The sequence below is a fragment of the Pseudarthrobacter sp. As-47 genome, assembly GCF_058215595.1.
Map to the genome: position 1 here is coordinate 2,884,910 of NZ_CM177088.1, position 25,294 is coordinate 2,910,203.

Genomic DNA, 25,294 nt, shown 5'->3' on the forward strand with positions numbered 1-25,294 from the left:
TTTCCCAGCAGGAGGTCCCCATGAACGTTCCCATCTACCAGCAGGCCCTCGGCGCGGACTTTTCGCGCCTGCAGCCTGAGCTGCAGGAGTACTTCTCGCTGGTGCCGGGCTCGGGCCGCTACGGCGTGGGTGAAGGAACGTTCGACGTCGTGGGCTGCCGTCAGGAATGGCTGCGGCCTTTGCTGCGGCTCACCAGCGGCGAGGAAGCCTTCTTCCCCGAGTACGGCGAAAACATTCCGTTCCGCATCGAGAACCACGCCCACCAGGACCCCTTTGGCCGTTCCAGCCTCACGGCCCGCCGTGAGATCCGGTTTCCGGGGCGCACCCGCATCTTCCAGGACACCACAAGCGCCACCCTCCGGAACGGTGCGCCGCAGCTGGTGGATTACGTAGGCCGGTACCGGCGGCTGGTCACCGACCTGAACCTGAGTGTCACGGCAGAGGGCCGGCTCCGGGGCGTGTCGGAAGCCTCACGGCTCCTCTTGGGCCCCCTCCGTATCCCCCTTCCTGCCGCCCTGGACGCCAAAGCCTACGCAGAACAGTGGTGGGACCCGGCAGAAGGTCCCGCCGGCAAGCACCGGATCCAGGTGAAGGTTATCCAGCCGCAGATCGGCCTGGTCCTGGTCTACGCCGGCAGCTTCGACTACCGGCTGCGCCCCTACACCGGCGGCAGCTCGGCCCACAGCTTCCTGCCGCGGTACGCGCAGCCGGACCGCTGGGAAAACCGGGTCTGACGCCGCCGCCGGCCGGGGCCGCGCCGGCTAGCCCTGGGCGAGCTGGTTCAGCCCGTCCGCAAGCCGGGTAAGCCTGCCGAGCACTTCTGTGGCCTGCGACGGCGAGCCGCCGGCAAGCCCGGCGGAGGGTGTCACCCGGATGGAGGCCAGGGTCTGTGCCGGAAGGCCCAGCTGCCGCCAGGGCCGCCACACGGCCTCCACCGACTCGGCGACCTTGGGCAGCGGACCGCCGGCTGCCTCCATGGCGCCGAGCCACAGGCTTGAGCCTGATTCCACCGCTCCGGCCAGTTGCTCCCACTGCCGGGAGGTCAAAGCCTTCAACGGAACGGCTATGCCGTCCGCGCCGGCAGCCAGGATCTGGTCGAAGGGCGCTTCCACCTCGGGAACGGAGATCACCGCTTCGGCGGCACCCGCGGCCCGCAAGGCGTCAAGGACCAGCCGCCACGATTCACGTGCTTCAGAGGCCGGCACCGCCCGGAGGGTGCGGTAGCCGCTGGACGTGGGAATGGTGCCGGCCAGGACCGCGGCGATCTCCGGCTCGTCCATCTGGACTACCAGGCGCGCACCCGGCACGGCGGCTGCCACCCGGGAGAGATACCCGCCCACACCGGCGGCAAGCGAGTCCGCAAGGTCCCGCCGGGCGCCGTAGTCGAGGAGGGCACGCTCGCCGTTGTGCAAGTGAAGCCCTGCCGCCAGGCTCAGGGGTCCCACCAGCTGGACCTTGATTTCGGCGGCAGGATTTTCCTCCGCTCCGGCCACATCGGCAAGGACGTTGATGTCCGTGGCCAGGGCTGACGCGGCGCGGCGGAAGTCCTTGCCGGGACGGTCAACCAGCCGCCACCCGTAGGGCTGGACGTCAACAGCCAGCTCGGCGAGGAGGCTGGCCGTCCGGCCCAGGGCATCGGAACCAACTCCGCGGTCCGGCAGTTCGGCGAGGAAGGGCAGGTGCGGGCTGCCGAGTTCGCCCCGGATGATCCGGGCGGCCTCCACGGGGTCCTCGCCCGGCCACGGTCCCAGCGCAGTGGCCGTCACTTCCCGCGGCGGAGCGGTCGCCGGTGAGGAGGCGCCGCCACGGGCTTCGTGCTTCTCGACCATGCTCACGCGAGGGCTGACGCCTGCGGGTGCTGGCCCGAGGCAGCTTCGTGGTCTTCGGCGATCGCCTCGTGGTGCCTTATGACTTCCCCAATGATGAAGTTGAGGAACTTCTCGGCGAAGGCGGGGTCCAGGTGGGCGTCCTCGGCGAGGCGGCGCAGCCTGGCGATCTGCGCGGCCTCGCGGCCGGGATCCCCGGCGGGCAGCCGGTGGGCCGCCTTGAGGAAGCCCACCTTCTGGGTCGCCTTGAAGCGCTCGGCCAGCAGATAGACCAGGGTGGCATCAATATTGTCGATGCTTGAACGGATGGAGAGCAGTTCAGCCATCACCGACTGGTCCACCTGGTCCGCCAGAGAACTGGCTGAGGGGTCGTAGTCATCGGCATCAGGAGTGTGAAGGTTGTGCTGCGTCATGGTTCAAGTCTATGGGCAGGCACCGGAATCACCCGGGTGTTAAGCGCCGGTGCCGGTATCCGGCACCGGCGCTTCGGGCTCCGACGCTGCGCCGCGTCCTGACGCTCAGATGCCCAGCAGGGCGCGGTGCGCTTCCCTCCGTTTCGCCTGTTGCTGCGGATCGGGCACGGGCAGGGACGCGATGAGCCGCCGGGTGTAGTCGTGCTGCGGGTTTCCCATCACCTGGCTGCCGATCCCCTGCTCCACCAGGCGGCCCTTGTAGAGGACGCCGACCCACGAGGACAGCGTGTCCACCACCGCGAGGTCGTGGCTGATGAACAGGCAGGCGAAGCCGAACTCCTGCTGGATGTCCCTGAACAGTTCCAGGACCTTGGCCTGCACCGAAACATCCAGTGCGGACGTCGGCTCATCGGCGATCAACAGCCGGGGATTCAGGCTCAGTGCCCGCGCCAGCGACGCCCGCTGGCGCTGGCCGCCGGACAGTTCGTGCGGGTACCGTCCCGCGTACGACGCCGGGAGCTGGACTGATTCAAGCAGTTCGCCTACGCGTTTGCGCGCCTGCGCCGGGCTTGGCTTCGTGTGGATGACCATGGGTTCGGCGATGCAGTCCCCGATGGTCAGCTGGGGGTTGAAGGACGCCGCCGGGTCCTGGAACACAAAGCCGATGTCCTTGCGGAGCGGCTTGAAGGTGCGTTCCTTGAGGTTCAGCATCTCGTATCCCAGCACCTTCAGGCTGCCGCCGGTGGTCCTGTTAAGGCCGGCGATGGCCCGCCCGATGGTGGTCTTCCCCGAGCCGGATTCCCCCACCAGGCCAAACACTTCGCCCCTGGACAGCGTGAAGCTGACCCTGTCCACCGCCTTGAAAGCCGGTGTTCCCAGCCTCCCCGGGTATTCGATGGACAGGTTGTTGGCCTCCACCAGGACTTCCTCCTCCTGGTGGGCCCGGCTGGCCAGTCCCGCGGAGGCGGAGTTCCGCCCGAGGTGCGGCACCGCGGCGAGGAGGCTGCGGGTGTAGTCCTGCCGCGGTTCCGCAAACAGGGTACGGGCCGGAGCCTCCTCCACCACGTCGCCCTGGTACATCACCACCACCCGGTCGGCAAGGTCCGCCACCACCCCCATGTTGTGCGTGATGAGCACGATGGACGTGCCGTACTTGTCCCGCAGGTCCCTGAGCAGTTCCAGGATTTCCGCCTGCACCGTGACATCGAGGGCCGTCGTGGGCTCATCGGCGACAATCAGCCCGGGGTTCAGGGCCAGCGCCGCGGCGATCACCACCCGCTGCTTTTGCCCGCCCGAGAACTGGTGGGGGTAATAGTTGACCCGGTGTTCCGGATCGGGGATGCCCACCTTGCGCAGCGCTTCAATGGCCCGGGATTTGGCCTCCTTGGCTGAAACCCGCTTCCCGTCGCTTCCGGTGTGCGCCCGGATGCCTTCGGCAATCTGCCAGCCCACGGTGAACACCGGGTTCAGCGCGGTGGACGGTTCCTGGAACACCATGGCAACGTCCCGGCCCCGGATCTGGCGCAGCCGGGCGGCGCTGACGCTGATCACGTCTGCCCCGTTGATCAGCACCGCCCCGGAGCTGCTGGCCGTTTCCGGGAGCAGGCCCAGGATGGTCTTGGCTGTGACAGTCTTGCCGGATCCGGACTCCCCCACGATCGCCAGTACCTCCCCCTTCCTGACCTCGAGGCTGACGTCCTTGACTGCCTGGACCGGACCGCCGTCCGTGGCGAACGTGACCTGGAGGTGGTCGATGTCGAGAACGGGACGGCCGTCGTCGGGTTCTCCGTTGGGGCTCCGCCCGGACAATGGATCGATATTGACGGTCATGATGCCCTCCCTTCGGTTGCGATGGCGGCGTTGTCCACCGGCGCCGGGGAACTGCCGCCCGTGCTCTTGCGGCCGCGGAGGCGTGGATCGTTCAGGTCGTTGATGCTCTCGCCCACCAGGGTCAGGCCCACCACGGTCAGCACGATGGCCAGGCCGGGGAACAGCCCGGTCCACCAGATGCCGGACGTGGTGTCGGCAAGCGCCTTGTTGAGGTCGAAGCCCCACTCCGCGGCCGAACTGGGCTCGATGCCGAAGCCCAGAAAGCCGAGGCCGGCCAGGGTGAGGATGGCTTCGGAGGCGTTCAGGGTGAAGATCAGCGGCAGGGTCCGGGTGGCGTTGCGGTAGATGTGGCGGGTCATGATGCGGATGTTGGACGCTCCCACCACTTTTGCGGACTCCACGAAGGGCTCAGCCTTCAGCCTGACGGTCTCGGCCCTGATGACCCGGAAATACTGCGGAATGAAGACCAGCGTGATGGCCGTGCCGGCAGCGAAGATGCCGCCGATGAGGCTGGACTGTCCGCCGCTGATGACGATGGCCATGACAATGGCCACCAGCAGTGACGGGAAGGCGTACACGGCGTCGGCAATGACCACCAGGATCCGGTCGAGCCACCCGCCAAGGTAGCCGCTGACCAGGCCAAGGACAACGCCGATGACGATGGACATGGACACGGCGACGACGATGACCAGGATCGCCGTCTGCGCGCCCCAGATGACCCGCGAGAGGACGTCATAGCCGCCCACGGTTGTCCCCAACAGGTGCTTGCCGCCCGGGGCCTGCTGCGTGGGGAAGTTGCCGTCGGCGTCGGAAAGCTGGGAGAAACCGTAGGGTGCCAGCAGTGGTGCGAAAAGTGCCGTCAGGACGAACAGGCAGGTGAGGACCAGCCCCGCGACCAGCATGCCGCGCTGGAGGCCGACGCTTTTGTTGAAGTGTGAGACCACCGGCAGGCGGCGGTACCAGGGAGCCCGTGGACTCTCCATCGGGACGGGAACGGCCGGGATGCTCATGCTCAGTACCTCACGCGGGGATCGATCAGCGCGGCGATGATGTCCACGATGAAGTTGGTCATGGCCACGATGATGGCGAGCAGCACCACGATGCCTTGCACGGCCACGAAGTCACGGGCCGTAAGGTAGTTGGCGAGCTGGAATCCGAGGCCTTTCCATTCGAATGTTTTCTCGGTCAGGACTGCCCCGCCGAGCATCACTGCTATTTGCAGGCCCATCACCGTGATGATGGGTATCAGCGCGGGCTTGTAGGCATGCTTGGTGACCAGGCGGTATTCGCTGACGCCCCTGGACCGGCCGGCCTCAATGTAGTCCCTGCCCAGGGTGCCAATGACGTTGGTCCTGACAAGGCGGAGGAAGATGCCGGCTGTCAGCAGCCCCAACGCCACCGCGGGCAGGACGGCGTGGGCCATGACGTCTCCCAGGGCGGCCATGTTGCCGCTTCGAAGTGCGTCCAGCCAGTAGATTCCGGTGGGCGCCTCCAGTGACGTCAAGGCCAGTTCGCTGGACGTCCTGGCCCGCCCTGCCACCGGCAGCCAGCCGAGCCAGACCGAGAAGGTCAGCTTCAGCAGCATGCCGGCGAAGAACACGGGGGTCGCGTAGCAAAGAATGGCGAAGACCCGCAGGACGGCGTCCGGTGCCTTGTCCCGGCGGTGCGCCGCCACCATGCCCAGCGGAATACCTGCCACGAGGGCGACGAGCAGTGCGTTGATGCTCAGCTCCAGGGTGGCCGAGCCGTAGGTTGTCAGCATTTCGGAGACGGCGCGGTTGTCCGTGAGCGTCCGGCCGAAGTTGCCGGTGGCCAGCTGGCCGAGGTACTCGAAGTACTGGACCAGGATGGGCCGGTCGTAGCCGGCCGCCTGGATCCGCTCCTGGAGCTGGTCCGCCGGCAGGCGCCCTCCCATGGCTGCGGTGATGGGGTCGCCGGTGATCCTCATCAGGAAGAAAACCATGGTTACCAGGATGAAGATGGTGGGAAAGATCAGCAGGAAACGGACCAGGATGTACTGTCCCAGTCCACCGCCGGATGATTTTTTGGCGGGCGGCAGGAGTCCGTCCGCGTCAGTTGGTGGCGCGTCGATCAATGTCGTCATGGGTACCTCAGGTTGTCTTTGCGGTGCCCGCTGCGGGCCGGCACCACATCCCGTCCAGCACGCGGGGCGGGACACGGGCGCCTGGCAACAGGTGCACCGTGTCCCGCCCCTTGTGCGGTCAGAGCCGGATGGTTCGGTGGACCTACTTGGACATCACGCCAAGACGGGTCTTGAACGAGGCATCGAGGGTCTTTTCGACTCCCTGGACATCCGTTCCGGCCACCATGACCTGGGCGCCCTGCAGCAGCGGCAGCGTGGACAGGTCTTTGGCGATGGCTTCCTGGGCCTGGCCCAGGAGTTCGCTCCGCTCAGCCTTGTCCGTGGTGACCAGCTGCTTCTTGACGATCTCCGTCACGGCCGGGTTCTCGTAGTGGTTGCCGAGGAAGTTGCCCGGGATGAAGAACGGTGTCAGGTAGTTGTCCGCATCCGAATAATCCGGGAACCAGCCCAGCTGGTACACGGGGTAGGCGTCCGCCCGGCGTTCCTTGGTGTAGGTGGTCCACTCGGTGGACTTGAGGTCGACGGTGAAGAGCCCTGACTTTTCGAGCTGTTCCTTTACCAGTGCGTATTCGTCGGCCGCGGACGTGCCGTAGCGGTCCGTGTACTGCAGCTTCACGTCAACCACCGAGGTGATGCCGGCATCGGCCAGGACCTGCTTTGCCTTGTCCAGGCTAGGCTTGCCGCTGCCGTCGCCGTAGAGGCTCTTCAGCGGCTCGGTTGCGCCTTCGAATTCCTTGGGCACGTAGGAGTAGACCGGGGTGTAGGTGTCCTTGAAGACCTGCGAAGCAATGACGTCACGGTCAACGAGGTGGGCGATGGCCTGGCGGACGGCAAGGGCCTTGGCAGGATCGGCTTCGGGGGTTTTCGCGCCGAACGGCATGGTGTCGAAGTTGAAGACCATGTAGCGCAGTTCCCCGCCCGGGCCCTTGTGGACCTTCACCTTGTCGTCGCCTTCAAGGTCTGCGACGTCGGTGGCGGTAAGGATGCGCCCGGCGACGTCGATGTTGCCCTGCTGGACATCGAGCTTCAGGTTGTTCGGGTCCGCGTAGTGCTTGAGCGTGGCTCCGTCGTTGGACGCAGCACCCAGCAGCCCCTGGTAGTCCGGGTTGGGTTTGAAGCTGACCAGTTCGTTCTTCTTGTAGCTTTCAATCGTGTACTGGCCGGCGAACGGCTTGGCCGCAATGATGGCGTCGTCGTCCATGATCTTGTCCGCCGGAAAGACTTCCTCGTCCACGATCGGACCGGGGTTGGAGGCAAGCACGCCCGGGAACACCTGGTCGTTTCCGGCTGCAAGGGTGAACACCACGGTGTTGGCGTCCGTAGCCTCGATCTTTTCCATGTTGGCGAGCAGTGACGCCGGGCCGTTGGGGTCGTCGATCGTCTTGACGCGGTTGAAGGAAAACACGACGTCCGAAGAGTCCAGCGTGTTGCCGTTGGCAAACTTCAGGCCGGGCTTGAGCTTCACGGTGTATTCGGTGGGGCTGGTGAAGGAGGCGGACTCCGCGATGTCCGGGGTGGCATCTGCAGTGCCGGGTTTGTAGTTGAGCAGGAACGGGTAGATCTGGTTCATGACCATGAAGGATCCGCCGTCATAGGATCCGGCCGGGTCCAGGGTGACCACTTTGTCCGTGGTGCCGTACGTGATGGCGCCACCCCCGGCATCGCCGGTCGAGGTTCCACCGCCGCCGCCTGAGGGGCCCGTGCAGGCAGTCAGGGCGAGGGCGGAAATGCCTGCCAGCGCGATTGCGCCGTGCAGTGCTTTGTTGCTCTTCGTCATCTAAGAACTTTCTGTTCGATGAGTGCGCGCCCGCCGACCGCTGATGGGTGCATTTGCTCAGGCGGGAAGCGCGCGGTGCTGATGCCTAGATTCAATCAGAGAGTCAAGACTCATCCCGGACCATTTTGTGAGTTGAGACACAAAATTTACCTGATTGCCCCTGGCGGCCACGCACAACCAACAACACCGCCCCGGCGGAACCGGGGCGGTGTTGGGGACACGCTGTCCTAGAGCTCGGCGCGCTGAAGCGAACGGGCGGCGTCGATGGTCGCCTGGCCCAGCACCCGGCTGCCCTGGTAGAGGACAATCGTCTGGCCCGGAGCTACTCCCCGCAGCGGGGTGGTGAGCCGCACTACCAGCTGGCCGGCGGCACCCGCGTCGTCACCTGCCGCTTCCATGCGGGCCGTCGCGGGCACGGGGTCGCCGTGGGCACGGACCTGGGCGTGGCAGTCGAACTCCGCGCCCGTCCCCACCTCGGCGATGGGCAGTCCTGCCCAGGAGACCTTGATGCCGCGGATCTCGTCGATGGCCAGCAGGGCCTCCGGGCCCACTACCACCTTGTTTTCCTTAGGGCGGATCTCCAGGACGAACCGGGGCTTGCCGTCGGCGGCGGGAGTGCCCAGTTTCAGTCCGCGGCGCTGGCCCACGGTGAAGGCGTTGGCGCCCGGGTGCTCGCCGACCTTCGTTCCGGTTTCGTCCACGATGTCCCCGGTGGACATGTCGATCTTTTCGGCGAGCCATCCTGCGGTGTCACCATCGGGGATGAAGCAGATGTCGTGGCTGTCCGGCTTGTTGGCTACGGAGAGCCCCCGGCGTTCAGCCTCCGCACGGACCTCAGCCTTGGACGGTGTGTCGGCCAGCGGGAACATGGAGTGCTTAAGCTGCTCGTGCGTCAGGACGCCCAGGACGTAGCTCTGGTCCTTGGCCCAGTCAGCGGCCCGGTGCAGTTCGCGGTTACCGTCCGCATCCTCGATGACCTTGGCGTAGTGTCCGGTGCACACGGCGTCGAACCCCAGGGCGATGGCTTTTTCCAGGAGCGCGGCGAACTTGATCCGCTCGTTGCACCGCATGCAGGGGTTGGGGGTGCGGCCGGCGGCGTACTCATCGATGAAGTCCTGGACAACGTCTTCCTTGAACCGCTCGGAGAAATCCCAGACGTAGTACGGGATGCCAAGGACGTCGCAGGCCCGCCACGCATCGCGGGAGTCCTCGATGGTGCAGCAGCCGCGGCTTCCGGTGCGGAGCGTGCCGGGCATGCGCGAGAGCGCCAGGTGAACGCCGACGACGTCATGCCCCGCCTCGACGGCGCGGGCGGCGGCGACGGCGGAGTCGACTCCGCCGCTCATGGCTGCTAGAACTCGCATGGTGGCTTTCCCTCGGGTTTTCCCGGCTCCGGGCCGGTGCTGGCGAACGTGCGCGGGCTGGCTGCGCTGGGTGACGGCGCTGAATGGGGACGCTGGGTCCCGGCGCTGATTCTTGGTCTGATTCCTGGTCTGATTCTTAGGGCAGGCAGGCTCCCGGAAACGATCCTTGCCTATCTATTCTACGGCCTCAGCACAGAGCCCCGTCAGGCAGGGCTCCGTCAGCCGCCGTTGGCGGCCCGGCGCGCAAGCGTTCCTGCGGTCTGGATGCTGGACTCGTGCCCGGCCATCCCCGCCTGCCTGGCCCGGCCATAGGCGTCAGGCAGCGCGGCCAGGAGGGCGTCGACGTCGCCCTCCACCGAGGCATGGCCCAGGGTGAACCGCTGGGCGCCCCGCGCCGTCTCCTCGTCCAGGCCCATGGCCAGCAGGACGTGGGAGGGCCTGGGTACACCCGCCGTGCAGGCCGAACCGGTGGATGACTCCACACCTGCCAGGTCCAGCAGGAACAGCAGGGAATCGCCCTCGCAGCCGGGAAAAGTGAAATGCGCGTTGCCGGGGAGCCGGCCGTTTCCGGCAGCACCGCGCAGAACGGCTTCCGGAACCCGTTCCAGGACACCGTCAATCAGCCGGTCGCGGAGGCCCGCAATGCGTGTGGACTCGGTGCCCAGGGTGGCGGCGGCCTTCTCAGCGGCAGCGGCGAAGGCCGCGATCGACGCCGTGTCCAGGGTGCCCGAGCGGACGTCCCGTTCCTGGCCTCCGCCGTGCTGGACGGGGGTGAGTTTCACGGCCCGCCCCAGCAGAAGCGCCCCCACCCCGACCGGGCCGCCGATCTTGTGGCCGGAAATGGACATGGCGTCAAGGCCTGAGGCCTTGAAATCAACGGGGAGGGAGCCGAACGCCTGGACCGCGTCGGAGTGGACGGGGACGCCGGCGGCGTGCGCCAGCTCCACGATCCTGCTGATGGGCTGGATGGTGCCCACCTCGTTGTTGGCCCACATCACGGTGACAAGGGCGATGGTGGCCGGGTCACGGGAAAGTTCGGCGTCAAGGACGGCAAGGTCCACCACCCCGTCGCTGTCCACCGGCAGCCAGGCCACCTCGGCGCCTTCGTGCCGTTCCAGCCACTCCACTGTGTCCAGGACCGCGTGGTGTTCGACGGCGGAGCAAAGGATGCGGCGCCGCGCTGGCGCGTCAGCCACGCGGGACCAGTACAGCCCCTTCACGGCCAGGTTGTCAGCCTCCGTACCGCCCGACGTGAAAATGACTTCCGACGGGTGCCCTCCCGCGGCGGCAGCAACAGCTTCACGGGCGTCCTCCACGGCACGGCGGGCCCGCCGGCCGGAACCGTGCAGCGAGGACGGGTTTCCGGTGCGGGCAAGTTCACGGGTCAGCGCTGCCAGCGCTTCCGGCGCAAGGGGGGTGGTTGCTGCATGATCGAGGTAGACGGGCACCGCACAATTCTACCGGCCCGCCCTGCCGGGCGTCCCGCCGTCCGGTGCTAGGCGGACGGCGGGACCACCGGCAGGAAACGGGCGACGTCGGCCCTCGCCCCTGCGAGCGCGGCAGCATCCGGGCACGAGAGGGAGATGTAGACGGAGGACCCGGCCGTGCCGAACAGCCTGGCCAGCACCGCAGTTGCCCTTCCAGCCGGCTGGGCTGCCTGCTCCAGGGCCAGGACCTCGACGGTCCTGGCCGGCCCTTCCGGGCCCGCGCCCCACTGCAGCGTCTCCGTCTTCAGGTAGCCGGGCAGGATGGACGGGTCCAGGTACTCAAAAAGCGCAACGGTGGATTCCCTGTCGTCACCCCGGACCAGGGCAGCCTGGTTGGTGCTCACCCTGGCTGCCACCAGGCAGCCGTTTTCCTTCGCGTACCGGGCTTCGGCGGCCACGCTGCCGGCGGGCTTCCATCCCGGCGCGTCCTTCAGTCCGTCCCCGATGCCTACGGGCATACCTGGGGCCAGGCTGCCGCCGGCGGCAAAGGGAAGGTCCTGCGCGGCCACAGCGGCGGCATCGTGCCCGGGTGTGATGGTAGGGGTGGCCAGCGCCGCCGGCGTGCTGGCGACAGGTTGTGGAGCCGCAGGGTCCCGCACGTCCACGCTGCAGCCGCCAACCAGCAAAGCTCCCATTGCGGCTGCCAGCACCGGCACCACCCGCCGCCTGGCCCTGCCGGCCATTCCCGCCGTCGTCGGCATTTCCACCCCTGCCCCAATACGTTCAGCCGCAGCCGGGACGGCCGCGCATGCACGAGTCTAAAGGCACTTGCCTGCGGCACCCGCACCCGGTCTCGGCCACCGGGGAACCCTGGGGTGCCGGAGCGTCGTTGTTCAGGACAGGCCGTTAAACTGTGCGGACCGGGCTACCTGCGAAGACTGGCCATACCAAGAGAAGGATGAGGGCTTGACCGAGAGCAGCAGCTCCTATTACCAGGTACTTCGCGTGGCGGTAACGGCCACGGAGAAGGAGATCAAGGTGGCCTACCGCCGGGCCGCCCGGACGGCCCATCCAGATCACGGCGGTGATGCCGCCGCGTTCCGGCAGGTGACGCGCGCCTACGAAACCCTTATCGACCCCATCCGCCGGAAGGCATACGACCGCTCCTATGCCGCCGGGACGCTGCGCAACGAGGACTCGGACACGGAGGCCCATTTCGACGCGCCGCCGGCGGGCAGCCGCGCGTCGGCCACAGTGCACCGGCAAGGCAACATCCGCAACACCGCCGGCGATCCCCCTGTGTACGTCCCGCCGTATGAGGATGCCCCTGCCGGCGAGGTTCCGCTGGTTCCCCTGGCAGTCGCCAGCCGGCAGGTGCACGGCATGCCTCGCAAACGCGGCATTTTCGGGGCCGAGGCACGCATCCAGCGGGAGATGCGCACGGTCCAGCTCCTGACCCGCCAGGTCCTGCCGGCCATCCCGGCCGCACGCCTGATCAACGGCCTCCAGTCCCCTGCCGACAACAGCCACATCGACCACGCCGTCCTGTCCGGTTACCGGCTGGCGCTGATCGGCTCCATGCTCCTGCCCAAGGGCGCCTATGCCTGGGACGGGCGCACACTGAACCACGGGGGCCGCGCCATTGCTCCGCCGCAGCTCGCGCACGTTGTCAGGGCCATGCAGGACATCTTCCCGGAACTGAACGTCACGGGATGGACCGTGGTGCTCAACCCTGGCGGCAACCTCCACGAGCCGGTGATAGACAACCACCGCCGTACAGCAGGGGCCCTCGAGGCAGTGCAGGTTGTCAACGCGGCAGGGATGGTGCGCGGCCTGAAGGAATTCCTTGCTGCCGGGCCCGCGCCCAACACGGTGAACGTTCCGGTGCTGGCCAGGCTGCTGCGCGGCATGCACTGACAACGGTGGCTAGGATGGAACGGTGTTCCGCATCCTTTTCCATGCCCCCGAAATCCCCGGCAATACCGGCAACGCCATCCGGCTCGCAGCCATCACCGGCGCCGAACTGCACCTCGTGGAACCGCTGGGTTTCGACTTCTCGGATGCGAAGCTCCGCCGTGCCGGCCTGGATTACCACGACCTCGCCGTCGTCACCGTGCACCCCAGCATCGAGGATGCCTGGAAGCACCTGCAACCGGAGCGGGTCTATGCCTTCACGTCTGACGGAACCGCCAGCTACACCGATATCTCCTACAAGCCGGGCGACGTCCTGATGTTCGGCCGCGAATCTATAGGGCTGCCGCCGGAACTGAAGGCCGATCCGCATGTGACGGCCACGGTGCGGCTGCCCATGCTGCCGGCCCTGCGTTCCCTGAACCTGGCCAACGCCGCGTCCATCGCCGTCTACGAAGCCTGGCGCCAGCAGGGATTTGCCGGCGCCAAAATCTGACGCTGCACAGGCCTGCAACTTCTTTGCGCATCCGGCCAATCCATCCGCGCGGCTGTTCCGAATCACTCCTGACAACATTCCCAGGCGTTCGAGGAGCTGCAGGTGACATTGCTGGAGTCAGGTTCCAGGACCTCCCGCAGCAGCCACGGCGCTACTGCTGAGGATTCGCGGTCCGGAGACTTATGCTTGGTAGTGATGGAAACCCCCAACGCGCCACATTCCGAGGCCCAGGCCGCGGTGACAGACCCTCCGGCCGACCTCAGCCAACGGCTTTCAGTCCTGTTGGACCGCATAGGCCGGGGTGACCAGGCGGCCTTTGCCGAGTTCTACCAGCTGACGTCACGCCGCGTTTTCGGGATGGCCCGCAGGGTCCTGATCGATCCCGAACTTAGCGAGGACACCACACAGGAGGTCTTCCTCCAGGTGTGGCAGAACGCATCGAAGTTCGACCCCAAGGCAGGGAGTCCGCTCTCCTGGCTGATGACCATTTCGCACCGGCGGGCCGTGGACAGGGTCCGTTCCTCGCAGTCCTCCACGGACCGCGAGGCCAAGTACGGCGCCAGCACCCAGGACATCGACCACGACTCCGTGGCCGACCAGGTGGGAAGCAGGCTGGAGGCAGAGGCCGTGGTGCGGTGCCTGGAAACACTGACCGAAACGCAACAGGAGTCTGTGCGCCTGGCGTACTACGGCGGGCTTACCTACCGTGAGGTTGCCGAACGCCTGAACGCCGCAGTGCCCACCATAAAATCCCGAATCCGCGATGGATTGATCCGACTGAAGACCTGTCTGGGGGTGAGTTGAGATGACTGAAACCAACAGCGGCCGCAACGGCCGTTCCGGTTCCTTTGGCGACACCGTTGCCATGGACCTCGCTTCCGGCCGGGCCGTGGACCTGGCCGAACTCTATGCACTGGATGCAGTAACTGAAGAGGAACGCCGGGCGATCGAACAGTACATGTCGGCCGCGCCTGCAGCGGAACGGACCGAGTTCTTCGACCGGGTGCGCCAGGCAAGGGAAACCCTCGTAAGGACCTTCCGTGTCGAGGAGCAGCCTCCGGCTGACCTTTTCGACCGTATCGTTGCCCAACTCCCTGCCCAGGGCAGCGGGCCGGACGCAAATACCCCGGCTCCACCTGCACCCGGACAAAGTGCAGCAGGACAGTTCGCACCGGGGCAGCCCGTAGCGTCGCAGCCGGCCAGTGTGCAGCCCGGCGGCGGAGACGAACTCGCCCGGGCCCGGCAGCGCCGCGAGGAACGGCGCAGGCCTGGCAGCACCCGCCGCTGGCTCGCCGGAGTCGCGGCTGCCGCCGCCATAGCTTTGGGCGGCGTCGGCGTCGGGTCCTACCTGGCAGACCAGAACGATCCCCTCAACCAGGTGGTCCGCGCCGGTGACCTGCGGGAAGCATCGGTTGACGTGGCCGGTGGCGGCACAGCGACCCTCCTGATTTCCTCATCGGAGGACGCCGCCGTCGTCAAGATGAACGGCGTTCCCGCCCCGCCGGCGGGGAAGGTCTACCAAATGTGGCTGATCCCCAAGGATGGCTCCGCGCCGGTGTCCCAAGGCCTGATGGATGAGGAAGCCCTCTCCAAGCCCGCCGTGGTGGAGGGGATCTCCTCTGCCGCAGCGCTCGGGATCACTGTTGAGCCGGCAGGCGGATCCCAGTCCCCCACCCTGCCCACCGTTGCCGCTGCCCCGCTGGGGGCATAAGGCACAAGCCCGGGAAGACGCACAAAGCGCCCCGTTCCATTCCGTCAAGGGAAGGAACGGGGCGCTTTCGCTGTTGTGTCCTCAAAAGCCGGCTATGGTCCCGGGTCCGTTGACAGCCACCACGTGGAAGGCCTCAGCGCTCCTTCCGTCCGCAAGGCCCGCCCGGCCGGCGTTGTCCCGCATGCCCCGCCGGACGGTTGCCTCCATGGCGTCCACGTCGGGGTGCTGGCTGACATGGACATGGATCGCCCCGAGCTTGGACTCCACGTGCTCCGTGACATCCACGAAGTGGTTTTCCCGCTCCTCGGGCCCGGCGTAGAGCCACAGCCAGGGAAGCTTGTAGGCCTCCAGTCCGGCCTCGGCAAGTTCCGGGTAGGCGAACGGGTTTTCCACGGCAGGGTACACGGCACGCGTTACGGCCTCCCCCACCGCGAGGTGGTCCGGGTGGCTCTTCTGGATGCGCTTCCAGTTCCGTTCCGGGTGCATGGACAGCACGACGTCGGGACGGAATTCCCGGATCAGCCGCACCACGCCCTTCATCACCTCGTGCGACGGTTCAAGGTACCCATCCCGCTGGTGGAGGTAGTGGATGTCGGTAACCCCCACCAGTTCGGCGGCCCGGCGCTGTTCCGCGTCGCGAAGGGCGATGATGTCGGCCCGGTGCGCGGGGTCAAAGCCACCTGCGTCACCGTCGGTCATGATGCAGTAGCTGACCTTAACGCCCGCGGCCGTCCAGGCAGCGATGGTGCCGGCAGCACCAAAATCGATGTCGTCGGGGTGCGCCGCAAAACAGAGCACCCGCCCAACCCGGTGTTCGTCCGGGTTGAACGGGCTCTGTGCCGGCTGGGGAAAAGCAGTCAAAGAATCAGCCTTTTCGTTTCTTGATCTCTGCCGTGGCCTGCGGGAGGACGTCGAACAGGTCCCCGACGATGCCGAAGTCCGCGATCTCGAACACCGGGGATTCGGCATCCTTGTTCACGGCAACGATGACCTTTGCGGTCTGCATGCCGGCCTTCTGCTGGATGGCGCCGGAGATGCCCGCCGAGATGTACAGCTGCGGGGACACGGTCTTTCCGGTCTGCCCCACCTGCGCGTCGTGGCTGATCCAGCCGGCGTCGGTGGCCGCACGGGAGGCGCCCACCGCCGCTCCAAGGGCATCGGCCAGTTCCTCCACCGGCCCGAAGTCCCCGTCCAGGCCGCGTCCGCCGGCTACGACGATCCGTGCGTCCGTGAGGTCCGGGCGGCCGCTGGCAACCTTCTGTTCCCGGGCGGTGATCCGGGCCGCGGCGCTGACGGCAGGAACCTCAACGGTGACCGTCTCCAGCGCGGCCGGAGCAGCAGCGGGTTCGGGGACTACGTTGTTCGCCTTCACGGTCAGGACGCTCACTGCAGTTCCGGCCTTGCAGGCGGTGTTGTAGGAGCCGGCCAGGACCGACTTGTGCGCGGTGCCGTCCGCGTCCACTGCCACGACGTCCGTGATGACGCCCGCATTGAGGCGGATTCCTGCCCGTGCAGCAATTTCCTTGCCCTCCGGCGAGTTGTCGAGCAGGACGATATCGGCCCCGGCCTGCCCGGCGGCAGCGGCCAGGTAGGCCGCTTTGGGTGCCACCAGGAAATCATCAAGGTCCTCGGCCGAGGGAAGCAGCACCGTGCCGACGCCGTACTCCGCAAAGGCGGCCGCAACGTCGTCGTGCAGCTTTCCGTTGAGGGCAACCGCGGTTTCCCCGAGCGCGCGGCCCAGGGTGAGCAGCTCGAGGCTGCTCTTTTTGAGCGACGTGCCGGGGTTGTCAATGTATACAAGTACTTTTGCCATGTCTGTGGTCCCTCTTAGAGCAGCTTCTGGGCGGCCAGGAAGTCAACGAGCTTGATGCCGGCGTCGCCTTCGTCGGTGATGATGGTGCCGGCGGTGCGGGGCGGACGTTCCTCGGCGCTGAGCACGCTGGTCCAGGACCCTGCATGCCCAACCTGCGCCGGGTCCACCCCGATGTCAGCAAGGGAGAGGGTGGTGATGCTCTTGCGCTTGGCAGCGATGATGCCCTTGAAGTTGGGGTAGCGCGGCTCGTTGATCTGGTCCGTCACCGAAACCACTGCCGGCAGCGGGGCCTCCACTGTCTCGGAGGACGTGTCGGCGTCCCGGCGTGCGGTAAGCCGGCCGCCGTCGACCTCCAGCGACGAGGCGAAGGTGACCTGCGGCAGGTCCAGGCGCTCCGCAAGCTGCGCGGGGACCAGCGAGGTTTCCCCGTCGGTTGACGCCATGCCGGTCAGGACCAGGTCCACGGGGGCGTCGCTGCCCAGGTGCCGGATGGCGGCAGCCAGCGCCAGCGACGTGGCCGCGGCATCCGAACCTGCCAGGGCGTCATCGGTGAGGTGCACACCCTCGGTTGCACCGATCTGCAGCGCCTTCTTGATGGCGTTGACGGCACCCGAGGGGCCCATGCTCAGCGCGATGACCTGGTTTCCCGCTTTCGCTCCGCCACGGGCTTCGGCCAGCTGCAGCGCCGCCTCAAGGGCGTATTCGTCAAGCTCGGACAGGATGCTCTCGTCGCGGTCAGTCGTGTAGCCCTCACCGGTGAGGTGGCGGTCAAACTGGGCGTCCGGTACATGCTTGACCAGGACGATGATCTTCAATGTATCTTCCACTGTGTTTACAGCAGCCTTCCATGCTTGTGGACAGCCAGCCGGGTGAGGTCATGGCCGCGGAATGCCCCGGCATGCGGGTAGCTCCTAGCTAACCATATAGGCGTGCCCCGGCGCCCTCTTCCGTTAACGCCTGTGTCAGCGCTCCCCCGCCGCTGTGCGCGGCGGATGCATCACGACGGCGGCGCCCGCCAAAGGGGGACGCCGCCGTCGTAGGTTCAGCCTGGATGTGTTGCCGGCACCGTGCTAGCTGTACTAACCCGGTTGGTTGGTGACACGGCTGGCCGGTGAGGCGCCTTTGAGTGCGGTGTGGGGCCTGCGCTGATTGTAGTACTCGATGAAGTCTGGGTAACAGGCTTGCCGTTCGGCTTCTGAGTTGTAGGCCTTGGCGTAGGCCCATTCCTCTTGGAGGATGCGGTTGAAGCGTTCGACCTTGCCGTTGGTTTGGGGCCGGTAGGGGCGTGTGCGTTTGTGCTTGATGCCGGCCTCGGCCAGGACAGCGGCGAAGGCGCGGGAGCGGTAGCAGGAGCCGTTATCGGTGAGCACCCGCTGGATTTTGACGCCCCGGGCGGTGAACGCTGTGATGGCGTTGCGCATGAACGCCGAGGCTGTCTCTTTGGTTTCGTCGGGCAGGATCTCGGAGTATACGAATCGGGAATGGTCATCCACTGCGTGATGGAGGAAGGTATAGCCCCGGACCTGGCCGCGGTCCTTGGACCGGCCTTCTGCGAGGTTCCTGGCCCGGGAGTTCGCTTCGCCTTGTACCCGGCCGTGAACGCGGTGTCCGCCGCCGTTGGGTATGCGGCCGAGCTTCTTGATGTCCACGTGGATCATTTCCCCGGGCCAGGCATATTCGTATCGGCGGGCGTGGTCTCGGCCGCGGATCCTGATCCCTGTGGCCGGGTCGGTGAAGCGCAGCGGCGGACACAGGTAGCGGGTCAGGATGCGGTGGACCGTGGAGACATTCAGGTGCAGGTGGTACGCGATCCGGGCCGGACCCCAGCGACGGTTCACGCGCAGTCCCAGCACACGCCGTTCGGTGCGCATCCGGGTCCGGTGCGGGCACGTCAGGGGCCGGCTCCTGCGGTCTTCCAGCGCAGCCTCACCCAACTCCCGATAGCGGCGGGACCAGCGCGCGGCTGTCGGGACGGAAACGTTGAATCTCTCGGCAGCACGGCGCAAAGGCCAGCCATCAACCACGATGCACCGGGCCAGCTGAAGACGCCCCGAATAGGCCAAAAACGCGTTACGGTGGGACACGAGGACCTCCTGGTTTGTGTTCGCTCTCGACAAGCACCACACAACACCCGGAGGTCCTCTTATTGCGTCAAATCAATCCCCGTGTCATCAACCAGCCGGGACAGTACACCTAGCTGGCGGCGGCGCCCAGCGTGACGTCGAACGTCTGCTCCTTGCCGTTTCGCAGGACCGTGATCTTGACGCTGGACCCGGCGGGCTGTTCCCGGACAGCCGCGGTCAGCTGCTCCGGTTCCCCGATGGCGAGGTCGTTGAACTTGGTGATCACGTCGCCCACCTTGATCCCTGCCTTGCCGGCCGCAGAGTCCGCCTCCACGGTGGCAACGTCCGCGCCCACCGAGAACCCGGAAGCGGCGCTTGAGGCCGTCTTCTTCTTGACGCTGACACCCAGCTGGCCGTGCGAGGCCTTGCCGGTGTCAATGATTTCCTGAGCCACCCGCTTGGCATGGTTGATGGGGATGCTGAAGCCAACGCCGATGTTGCCGCTGGTCGAGGATGCGCTCGATCCCGCGGACGCGATGGCCACGTTGACGCCAATCACTTCGCCGCTGCTGTTCACCAGTGCACCGCCGGAGTTTCCGGGGTTAATGGCGGCGTCGGTCTGGATGACGTTAATGGAGATCTCGCCCTGGTCGGCCGTCTGCTGGCTCTGTCCGCCGCCCGGAGGCGCGAACTGGAATCCGCCCTCGTCATCGCCCTCGGCGTTGTCCCCCTCTTCGGGGGCGGCCGCGGAGGCAACACTGATGGTCCGGTTGAGCGTTGAAACGATGCCGTCGGTCACGGTGCCGGTCAGGCCCAGCGGCGAGCCGATGGCAATGGCGGTGTCCCCCACGTTCAGTTTCCCGGAATCGCCCAGGGTGGCCGGGGTCAGGCCGGAGGCGTTGTCCACCTTGATCACTGCGAGGTCAGACAACGGGTCTGTGCCAACGAGTTTGGCGGTGAGAACCTTCCCATCACTGGTCCGCACTTCCAGGGCAGCGTCGGCCGTCTGGCCGTCCAGGGTGACGACGTGGGTGTTGGTGAGGATATGCCCCTGGTCGTCCAGGACGATCCCGGAGCCCGTGCCGCCGGAGCCGCCGCTTGAGGCACTGATGGTCACCACGCTGGGCGAGGCCTTCAGGGCAGCTGCCGTTATGGCGTTGACGTTGTCCTTGTTGTTGACGATGACCGTCCCGGGCTGGCTGTTGCTGCTCACTGCAGCACCCGATCCGGTGTTGCCGAAAAGTTCCGCGGAACCGACCGTGGCCACTCCCCCTCCCACCAGTCCGGCCGCGAGGATGCTGGCGACGAGGGTGCCCACGCCGAATGTCGCTTTCCGCCGTGGCGCGTCCTTGGGGTTGGGGGTAAAGGCAGTCCCGCTGTGGGCGCTGTTGGCACCAGTCAGGTTGTTGGTGCCGTGGCCCTGGCCCGCGTACTGGTTTTCCTGGCCGGTATAGCCGTAGCCGGGGTGGGGCGCCTGGTGCCCGGGCGCCTGCGCGGCGGACGGGTCCTGCCCCGCCGCGTACTGCCCGCCGTAGGAGGGCTGCCGCTGGGGATAGACGGGACGCTGGGCTCCGGGGAGTTCCTGGGTGGGGTTGGTGCCCTGCTGCTCAATGCGGTCGGTGGGGTACTGGCGGGGGCCGGATACATTCGCTCCGGGAGCACCTGCCGGCTGATCCCCCGCGGCCGGCCCCTCTGCCTGCCCGTTGTTCTGCCCCCAGGGATCCTGCCGGTCCTGGCCGCTGTTCCGCGAAGCCGGACCCGGCGTCTGGTTCTCAGTCATGGGACTTCCTTTCATCCTCGTCTGCATTAACTATGGACTCCCTGGCTGGAACAAGCTCGGATGTTTGCTGAGAGCTTCCTGAGCGCCGGTTCCTGGCGCGGCTGACGTGCGGACCGGCGTTTCGCTGCTGGCATATTCGGGCCGATGGACGGGCTGTGGGGTGCACCATAGAATCAAGATGAATTGCCACAGCGACCTGCGGCTTCACACCAAGCGTGGGGGCGCTGCTGGATTCTGAGACGACTGATTCGTCCCGAATCGGTGTCAGGCGTGCTGAAGGGTTGCACATGCGGTCAAAGTTCAAACGTTTATTCGCCGTGATCGGCCTTACCGCCTTCCTGGCGTTGCCCGCTGGCGCGGCCTGGGCCGAGGATCCGGTTTCTATCCCCTCCGGCCAGAACATCGTGGATAACGCGGATGTGCTCGGAAGCCGCGAGGGGGAAGTCCAAGAGGCAATCCAGAAGTTGCTGAAGGACCACAAATACAACCTCTACGTCGTGACCGTAGACAGGTTCACCAACCCAACTGTGCCAGCAGACTGGGCCGCAGCCGTTGCCACGCAGAAGGGCATGGGGAGGTCCGACGCTATCCTCGCCATAGCAAAAGACGACGGCAAATTCAGCTTTGCCCTGAACTCTGCCAGCCCCATCAAGTCCAAGCAGGGAGCCATAAGCCAGAACGCGGTTACGGCCAACCTTGCCGGTGGAAATCCCGACTTCGCCCAGGCAGCAATTGACACGGCGGCGGCGATCGGGGATGCCGCCAGTGGCGGCGCCGGCAACGTCCCCTCCGGTGAAGGCGCCGGCGCTGCAGTCCTCGTAGGAACGGGCGTAGTGGCCGTTGGCGGTGCGGGCGCCTACCTCTACTTCCGCAACAAGCGCAAGAAGGCAGCCGGGCAGGCAGCGAATGCCAGCTACGGTCCGCAGGGCGCTGAACTCGATCCGCTCGCGTCGCTGAGCATCGAGGAACTTCGCCGCAAGGGCGGCTCCCTCCTGATCGAGGCGGACGACGCCATCAAGTCCAGCGAGCAGGAACTCATGTTCGCCCAGGCACAGTACGGTGACTCCGCCGTCGGCAATTTCACCAAGGCGCTGCATGAAGCCAAGGCCCACTTGAGCGAATCCTTCAAGCTGCAGCAGCAGCTGGACGATCACATCCCCGACACTGAAGAGCAGCAGCGGACGTGGCTCGGCGAGATCATCCGCCGGTCCGAAGCCGCGCTGGCATCCCTCCAGGAGCAGAAGGCCGACTTCGATTCCCTGCGTGAACTCGAGAAGAACGCACCGCAGGCACTGGCAGCAGTCAACGCCGGTGCGCGCGAAGCGGACTCGAAAATCTCCAGTGCCGAAGAGTCCCTCACCTCCCTCCGTGCCAAGTATGCGGAAAGTGCCCTGACCCAGGTTTCCGACAACATCCTGCAGGCCAAGGAACGCCTGGCATTCGTGCAGAACGCTACCGCCACCGCGCAGCAGAAGCTGGCTGAGGGCGAAGGTAGCCTTGCCGCAGTGGCAGTCCGCGCAGCCGAAGAGAGCCTGCACCAGACGAACGTCCTCCTCGACGCCATCGCCAGGGTTTCCTCCAACCTGGATGAAGCCCGGAGCAGCCTCGAGAACGCAGTAGTGGACACCTCCCAGGATCTCGCCCAGGCACGGGCCATGATCCAGTCGGGGGCGCACCCCGAGCTCGCCGGTCCGGTCGCCGGAGTTGAAAATGCCCTGGCGCAGGTCAAGGCGGAGATCCAGGGCGGCAAGATCGACCCCATTGCCACCCTGCAGCGCGTCGAGACTGCCCACCAGTCACTGGACCAGGCCCTCAGCGGCATCAGGGACCAGCAGGAACAGGCCCGCCGGGCACAGGCCTCGCTCCAGCAGACCATCATGTCTGCCCAGGCCCAGATCAGCGCAACTTCGGACTACATCACCGCCCGCCGCGGCGGTGTGGGGACAGAAGCACGCACACGCCTGGCCGAGTCCCAGCGAAACCTGGATTACGCACTGTCTATTGCACGCACCGATCCTGTTACTGCCCTGACCTACGCCCAGCAGGCGCACGCCCTGGCAGCGCAGGCAGCCCAGCTGGCACAGGCTGACGTTGACCACTTCGGTGGCTACGCCAACCAGGGCTACGGCCGCGGCGGCATGTTTGGCGGAGGCGGCGGCGGAGGCCTCGGCGGCGCCATCCTGGGCGGCATCCTGATCAACTCCATCCTCAACGGAGGCGGCGGCGCAGGCTGGGGTGGTGGCCACAGCGACGGCGGCGGCTGGGGCGGCGGAGACTTCGGCGGAGGCGATTTCGGCGGAGGCGACTCCGGAAGTTTCTGATCGCCGTTGGCTCCGACCCGCTTTCCGGGCCCCGCACAAGCCACACCACAACTGTTCACTGATTTCAGTGGTCACCACAGAGCAGGACGAAAGGTAGCAACATGGTTAAGCAGTCCATCTTTGGCCGTATCGCGCAGCTGGCTAAGGCAAACATCAACACCTTGCTGGACAACGCTGAGGATCCCCAGAAGATGCTGGACCAGATGGTCCGGGACTACACGAACAACATCGCGGAGGCCGAGTCCGCCGTGGCGCAGACCATCGGGAACCTGCGGATGCTCGAGGATGACTACCGCGAGGACGTTAAGAACGCACAGGACTGGGGCAACAAAGCCCTCGCGGCGTCGCGGAAGGCGGACGAATACCGGGCCAGCGGCGACACTGTTGATGCCGAGAAGTTCGACAACCTTGCCAAGGTGGCCCTGCAGCGCCAGATGTCCGCCGAGAATGAGGCCAAGGGGGCAGAACCCAGCATCGCCTCCCAGCGTGAAGTGGTGGACAAGCTCAAGACCGGCCTGGACCAGATGAAGGGCAAGCTGAACGAGCTGACCAGCAAGCGGAATGAGCTGGTGGCCAGGTCCAAGACCGCTGCAGCCCAGTCCCAGGTCCACGATGCCATCAAGAGCATCGACTTCATGGATCCCACCAGCGAAGTGGGCCGCTTCGAGGAGAAAATCCGCCGCGAGGAAGCCAAGGTCCGTGGCCAGCAGGAACTCGCAGCCTCAAGCCTGGACGCGCAGTTCAACCAGTTGGAGGACCTCGGTGAGCAGGTTGAGATCGAGGCACGCCTGGCCGCGCTGAAGTCCGGCAACTCGTCGAAGCCGGCCCTCGGCGCCGCAGGCCCGGCAGCAACGGGCTCAACGGTGGACGAAGCAGACTTCGACAAACTCTGACCGGCGGCGGGACGTTCCGCCTGCTCTAGAGACAACCGGTAGGGCCGGGGCCACTGATGGCCCCGGCCCTATCCGTTCCCGCCAGTGTGTAGCGTGGTTGCATGGCCTCCTCCACTGAGACTTCCATCGTCTGGCTCCGCGACGACCTTCGGCTTGATGACAACCCCGCGCTTTCCGAAGCAGCCGCGCTCGGGCTGCCCCTGACGGTCGTCTACGTCCTCGATGAGGAGTCAGAAGGCGTCCGGCCGCTTGGAGGAGCCACGAAGTGGTGGCTGCACCATTCCCTTGCCTCACTCGCGGGTGCACTGGAAGCCAAAGGCTCCCGCCTGCTCCTCCGCCGCGGGCCGGCCGAAGAGGTCGTCAGGGAGCTCGCAGCCGAAACCAACGCCCGCCACCTCTTCTGGAACCGCCGCTACGGCCGGCCGGAGCGCACGGTGGACGCCGCTGTCAAGGCGTGGGCCACTGAGAACGGTATCCACGCCTCGAGCTACCAGGCGAACCTCCTGTTTGAGCCCTGGACTGTCCGGACCGGCGCCGGCGGACCCTACAAGGTGTTCACGCCGTTCTGGCGGGCCTGCCTTGCCGGCGCTGATATCCGCGATCCCCTCCAGGTTCCGGGAACGCTGCCGGCGCCCCCGAAGTCAACCGGGACCACGCAGGCGGGCGACACCCTTGATGGCTGGGAACTCCTGCCCTCCACCCCCGACTGGAGCGGCGGACTCGCCGCGGTCTGGGAGCCGGGCGAGGACGGCGCCGGGCGCCGGCTCAAAGATTTCCTGGACGGGCCGGCGGAGGAATACGGAACCGGCCGGAATATCCCCGGGGTGGAAGGTACCAGCCGGCTTTCACCCCATCTGCGGTTCGGCGAAGTCAGCCCCTTCCGTGTGTGGCGGCAGATCCGCCGCCGCTACCCGGACAAGGTGCCTGCCGACGTCGGCATCTTCCGCTCGGAGCTCGGCTGGCGGGAATTCTGCTGGCACCTTCTATACACCAACCCGGATCTTGCCACCCGCAACTACCGTCCGGACTTCGACCGGTTCGAATGGGAGAAGCCCGGCAAGGATGAGCTGGAAGCCTGGCAGCAGGGCCGGACCGGGTATCCGTTCGTCGATGCAGGCATGCGCCAGCTGTGGCAGACCGGCTGGATGCATAACCGGGTGAGGATGGCCGCGGCGTCTTTCCTGGTCAAGAACCTCCTGACGGACTGGCGCGTCGGGGAAGCCTGGTTCTGGGACACCCTCGTGGACGCGGACGCGGCCAGCAATCCCGCCAACTGGCAGTGGGTTGCCGGCTCAGGAGCGGACGCCTCACCGTACTACCGGATCTTCAACCCCGTCACCCAGAGCAAGAAATTCGACGCCGCGGGCACCTACCTGCGCCACTACCTCCCCGAGCTGGCGGACCTGGACGGAAAGACGATCCACGAGCCCTGGAAGGCCGGCGTGGAACTGGAGGGATATCCAGGGCCCCTGGTGGACCTGCCCGAGTCCAGGGAGCGGGCCCTTGAGGCCTACCAGAAGCTCAGGGACAGCTGACCCGCTCCACGGGCGTGGGCTGCTGCCAGG

The 25,294-nt window shown here is 66.5% G+C and carries 22 protein-coding genes; 8 read left to right on the forward strand and 14 right to left on the reverse strand.

The window, feature by feature from the left end; translation table 11 throughout:
- Positions 1 to 20: 20 nt before the first annotated feature.
- Positions 21 to 734, forward strand: coding sequence for a DUF4166 domain-containing protein (locus AC4BCK_RS13320; RefSeq protein WP_363955425.1), 714 nt, complete (start codon positions 21 to 23; stop codon positions 732 to 734).
- A gap of 27 nt (positions 735 to 761) precedes the next feature.
- On the opposite strand, the gene AC4BCK_RS13325 is transcribed toward AC4BCK_RS13320, so the two are convergent.
- The 9 genes from AC4BCK_RS13325 to AC4BCK_RS13365 form a co-directional block, all read right to left on the reverse strand.
- Positions 762 to 1,829, reverse strand: coding sequence for a uroporphyrinogen decarboxylase/cobalamine-independent methonine synthase family protein (locus AC4BCK_RS13325; RefSeq protein WP_363955523.1), 1,068 nt, complete (start codon positions 1,827 to 1,829; stop codon positions 762 to 764).
- Between the two features lie 2 nt (positions 1,830 to 1,831).
- Positions 1,832 to 2,239, reverse strand: a complete 408-nt coding sequence (locus AC4BCK_RS13330) for a chorismate mutase (RefSeq protein ID WP_066277345.1) — start codon at positions 2,237 to 2,239, stop codon at positions 1,832 to 1,834.
- 105 nt (positions 2,240 to 2,344) lie between these two features.
- Positions 2,345 to 4,069, reverse strand: a complete 1,725-nt coding sequence (locus AC4BCK_RS13335; RefSeq protein WP_251421140.1) for an ABC transporter ATP-binding protein — start codon at positions 4,067 to 4,069, stop codon at positions 2,345 to 2,347.
- Positions 4,066 to 5,079, reverse strand: a complete 1,014-nt coding sequence (locus tag AC4BCK_RS13340; RefSeq protein ID WP_251421138.1) for an ABC transporter permease — start codon at positions 5,077 to 5,079, stop codon at positions 4,066 to 4,068. The genes AC4BCK_RS13335 and AC4BCK_RS13340 overlap by 4 nt, the downstream gene beginning before the upstream one ends.
- A gap of 2 nt (positions 5,080 to 5,081) precedes the next feature.
- Positions 5,082 to 6,173: an ABC transporter permease gene (locus tag AC4BCK_RS13345; protein WP_251421137.1), complete on the reverse strand. Its 1,092-nt coding sequence runs from the start codon at positions 6,171 to 6,173 to the stop codon at positions 5,082 to 5,084.
- Between the two features lie 142 nt (positions 6,174 to 6,315).
- The gene (locus tag AC4BCK_RS13350) at positions 6,316 to 7,950 is read right to left on the reverse strand and encodes an ABC transporter substrate-binding protein (RefSeq protein ID WP_251421135.1); all 1,635 of its coding nucleotides are present in this window, start codon (positions 7,948 to 7,950) and stop codon (positions 6,316 to 6,318) included.
- A gap of 227 nt (positions 7,951 to 8,177) precedes the next feature.
- Entirely contained in the window at positions 8,178 to 9,296 is a 1,119-nt protein-coding gene (mnmA, locus tag AC4BCK_RS13355) for a tRNA 2-thiouridine(34) synthase MnmA (protein WP_246256397.1), read from the reverse strand.
- A 236-nt stretch (positions 9,297 to 9,532) separates the two neighbouring features.
- Positions 9,533 to 10,762 carry a cysteine desulfurase family protein gene (locus tag AC4BCK_RS13360; protein ID WP_190609950.1) on the reverse strand — a complete coding sequence of 410 codons (1,230 nt, stop codon included), beginning with the start codon at positions 10,760 to 10,762 and terminating at the stop codon, positions 9,533 to 9,535.
- Positions 10,763 to 10,809: 47 nt separating this feature from the next.
- On the reverse strand, positions 10,810 to 11,502 hold the full coding sequence (locus AC4BCK_RS13365; protein ID WP_174176376.1) for a hypothetical protein: 693 nt from the start codon (positions 11,500 to 11,502) through the stop codon (positions 10,810 to 10,812).
- 205 nt (positions 11,503 to 11,707) lie between these two features.
- Here AC4BCK_RS13365 and AC4BCK_RS13370 point away from each other — a divergent pair, with 205 nt between their 5' ends.
- The 4 genes from AC4BCK_RS13370 to AC4BCK_RS13385 all read left to right on the forward strand — a co-directional run bounded on the left by AC4BCK_RS13370 (position 11,708) and on the right by AC4BCK_RS13385 (position 14,859).
- On the forward strand, positions 11,708 to 12,658 hold the full coding sequence (locus tag AC4BCK_RS13370) for a J domain-containing protein (RefSeq protein ID WP_174176379.1): 951 nt from the start codon (positions 11,708 to 11,710) through the stop codon (positions 12,656 to 12,658).
- A 22-nt stretch (positions 12,659 to 12,680) separates the two neighbouring features.
- Positions 12,681 to 13,148 carry a tRNA (cytidine(34)-2'-O)-methyltransferase gene (locus tag AC4BCK_RS13375; protein WP_400620288.1) on the forward strand — a complete coding sequence of 156 codons (468 nt, stop codon included), beginning with the start codon at positions 12,681 to 12,683 and terminating at the stop codon, positions 13,146 to 13,148.
- Between the two features lie 195 nt (positions 13,149 to 13,343).
- Positions 13,344 to 13,952 carry a sigma-70 family RNA polymerase sigma factor gene (locus tag AC4BCK_RS13380; RefSeq protein ID WP_194734616.1) on the forward strand — a complete coding sequence of 203 codons (609 nt, stop codon included), beginning with the start codon at positions 13,344 to 13,346 and terminating at the stop codon, positions 13,950 to 13,952.
- 1 nt (position 13,953) lies between these two features.
- Positions 13,954 to 14,859, forward strand: a complete 906-nt coding sequence (locus AC4BCK_RS13385; protein WP_400601092.1) for an anti-sigma factor — start codon at positions 13,954 to 13,956, stop codon at positions 14,857 to 14,859.
- Positions 14,860 to 14,940: 81 nt separating this feature from the next.
- On the opposite strand, the gene AC4BCK_RS13390 is transcribed toward AC4BCK_RS13385, so the two are convergent.
- The 5 genes from AC4BCK_RS13390 to AC4BCK_RS13410 form a co-directional block, all read right to left on the reverse strand.
- Complete coding sequence (locus AC4BCK_RS13390; protein ID WP_490566018.1) at positions 14,941 to 15,720, reverse strand: PIG-L deacetylase family protein; 780 nt, start codon at positions 15,718 to 15,720, stop codon at positions 14,941 to 14,943.
- 4 nt (positions 15,721 to 15,724) lie between these two features.
- The gene (locus AC4BCK_RS13395; protein WP_174176385.1) at positions 15,725 to 16,672 is read right to left on the reverse strand and encodes an electron transfer flavoprotein subunit alpha/FixB family protein; all 948 of its coding nucleotides are present in this window, start codon (positions 16,670 to 16,672) and stop codon (positions 15,725 to 15,727) included.
- 14 nt (positions 16,673 to 16,686) lie between these two features.
- Positions 16,687 to 17,487, reverse strand: coding sequence for an electron transfer flavoprotein subunit beta/FixA family protein (locus tag AC4BCK_RS13400; RefSeq protein WP_174176574.1), 801 nt, complete (start codon positions 17,485 to 17,487; stop codon positions 16,687 to 16,689).
- Between the two features lie 264 nt (positions 17,488 to 17,751).
- A complete protein-coding gene (locus AC4BCK_RS13405) occupies positions 17,752 to 18,756 on the reverse strand; it encodes an IS481 family transposase (protein ID WP_174182309.1) in 1,005 nt (334 codons plus the stop codon).
- 109 nt (positions 18,757 to 18,865) lie between these two features.
- On the reverse strand, positions 18,866 to 20,515 hold the full coding sequence (locus tag AC4BCK_RS13410; protein WP_366276481.1) for a S1C family serine protease: 1,650 nt from the start codon (positions 20,513 to 20,515) through the stop codon (positions 18,866 to 18,868).
- 287 nt (positions 20,516 to 20,802) lie between these two features.
- Between AC4BCK_RS13410 and AC4BCK_RS13415 the strand changes: the two genes are divergently transcribed.
- The 3 genes from AC4BCK_RS13415 (at position 20,803) to AC4BCK_RS13425 (ending at position 25,264) form a co-directional block, all read left to right on the forward strand.
- Positions 20,803 to 22,836: a TPM domain-containing protein gene (locus tag AC4BCK_RS13415; RefSeq protein ID WP_251421127.1), complete on the forward strand. Its 2,034-nt coding sequence runs from the start codon at positions 20,803 to 20,805 to the stop codon at positions 22,834 to 22,836.
- A gap of 101 nt (positions 22,837 to 22,937) precedes the next feature.
- Complete coding sequence (locus tag AC4BCK_RS13420) at positions 22,938 to 23,729, forward strand: PspA/IM30 family protein (RefSeq protein WP_251421125.1); 792 nt, start codon at positions 22,938 to 22,940, stop codon at positions 23,727 to 23,729.
- Between the two features lie 101 nt (positions 23,730 to 23,830).
- Positions 23,831 to 25,264, forward strand: coding sequence for a cryptochrome/photolyase family protein (locus AC4BCK_RS13425; RefSeq protein ID WP_363938232.1), 1,434 nt, complete (start codon positions 23,831 to 23,833; stop codon positions 25,262 to 25,264).
- The last annotated feature ends 30 nt before the right edge of the window (positions 25,265 to 25,294 follow it).

Bases quoted from the DNA above. Each gene is read 5' to 3' on its own strand.
- AC4BCK_RS13410 (WP_366276481.1), bottom strand. From the start codon at position 20,515: ATGACTGAGAACCAGACGCCGGGTCCGGCTTCGCGGAACAGCGGCCAG.
- AC4BCK_RS13325 (WP_363955523.1), bottom strand. From the start codon at position 1,829: ATGGTCGAGAAGCACGAAGCCCGTGGCGGCGCCTCCTCACCGGCGACC.
- AC4BCK_RS13380 (WP_194734616.1), top strand. From the start codon at position 13,344: ATGGAAACCCCCAACGCGCCACATTCCGAGGCCCAGGCCGCGGTGACA.
- AC4BCK_RS13365 (WP_174176376.1), bottom strand. From the start codon at position 11,502: ATGCCGACGACGGCGGGAATGGCCGGCAGGGCCAGGCGGCGGGTGGTG.
- AC4BCK_RS13340 (WP_251421138.1), bottom strand. From the start codon at position 5,079: ATGAGCATCCCGGCCGTTCCCGTCCCGATGGAGAGTCCACGGGCTCCC.
- AC4BCK_RS13345 (WP_251421137.1), bottom strand. From the start codon at position 6,173: ATGACGACATTGATCGACGCGCCACCAACTGACGCGGACGGACTCCTG.
- AC4BCK_RS13330 (WP_066277345.1), bottom strand. From the start codon at position 2,239: ATGACGCAGCACAACCTTCACACTCCTGATGCCGATGACTACGACCCC.
- AC4BCK_RS13335 (WP_251421140.1), bottom strand. From the start codon at position 4,069: ATGACCGTCAATATCGATCCATTGTCCGGGCGGAGCCCCAACGGAGAA.
- AC4BCK_RS13395 (WP_174176385.1), bottom strand. From the start codon at position 16,672: ATGGCAAAAGTACTTGTATACATTGACAACCCCGGCACGTCGCTCAAA.
- AC4BCK_RS13385 (WP_400601092.1), top strand. From the start codon at position 13,954: ATGACTGAAACCAACAGCGGCCGCAACGGCCGTTCCGGTTCCTTTGGC.
- AC4BCK_RS13425 (WP_363938232.1), top strand. From the start codon at position 23,831: ATGGCCTCCTCCACTGAGACTTCCATCGTCTGGCTCCGCGACGACCTT.
- mnmA (WP_246256397.1), bottom strand. From the start codon at position 9,296: ATGAGCGGCGGAGTCGACTCCGCCGTCGCCGCCGCCCGCGCCGTCGAG.
- AC4BCK_RS13350 (WP_251421135.1), bottom strand. From the start codon at position 7,950: ATGACGAAGAGCAACAAAGCACTGCACGGCGCAATCGCGCTGGCAGGC.
- AC4BCK_RS13420 (WP_251421125.1), top strand. From the start codon at position 22,938: ATGGTTAAGCAGTCCATCTTTGGCCGTATCGCGCAGCTGGCTAAGGCA.
- AC4BCK_RS13415 (WP_251421127.1), top strand. From the start codon at position 20,803: ATGCGGTCAAAGTTCAAACGTTTATTCGCCGTGATCGGCCTTACCGCC.
- AC4BCK_RS13320 (WP_363955425.1), top strand. From the start codon at position 21: ATGAACGTTCCCATCTACCAGCAGGCCCTCGGCGCGGACTTTTCGCGC.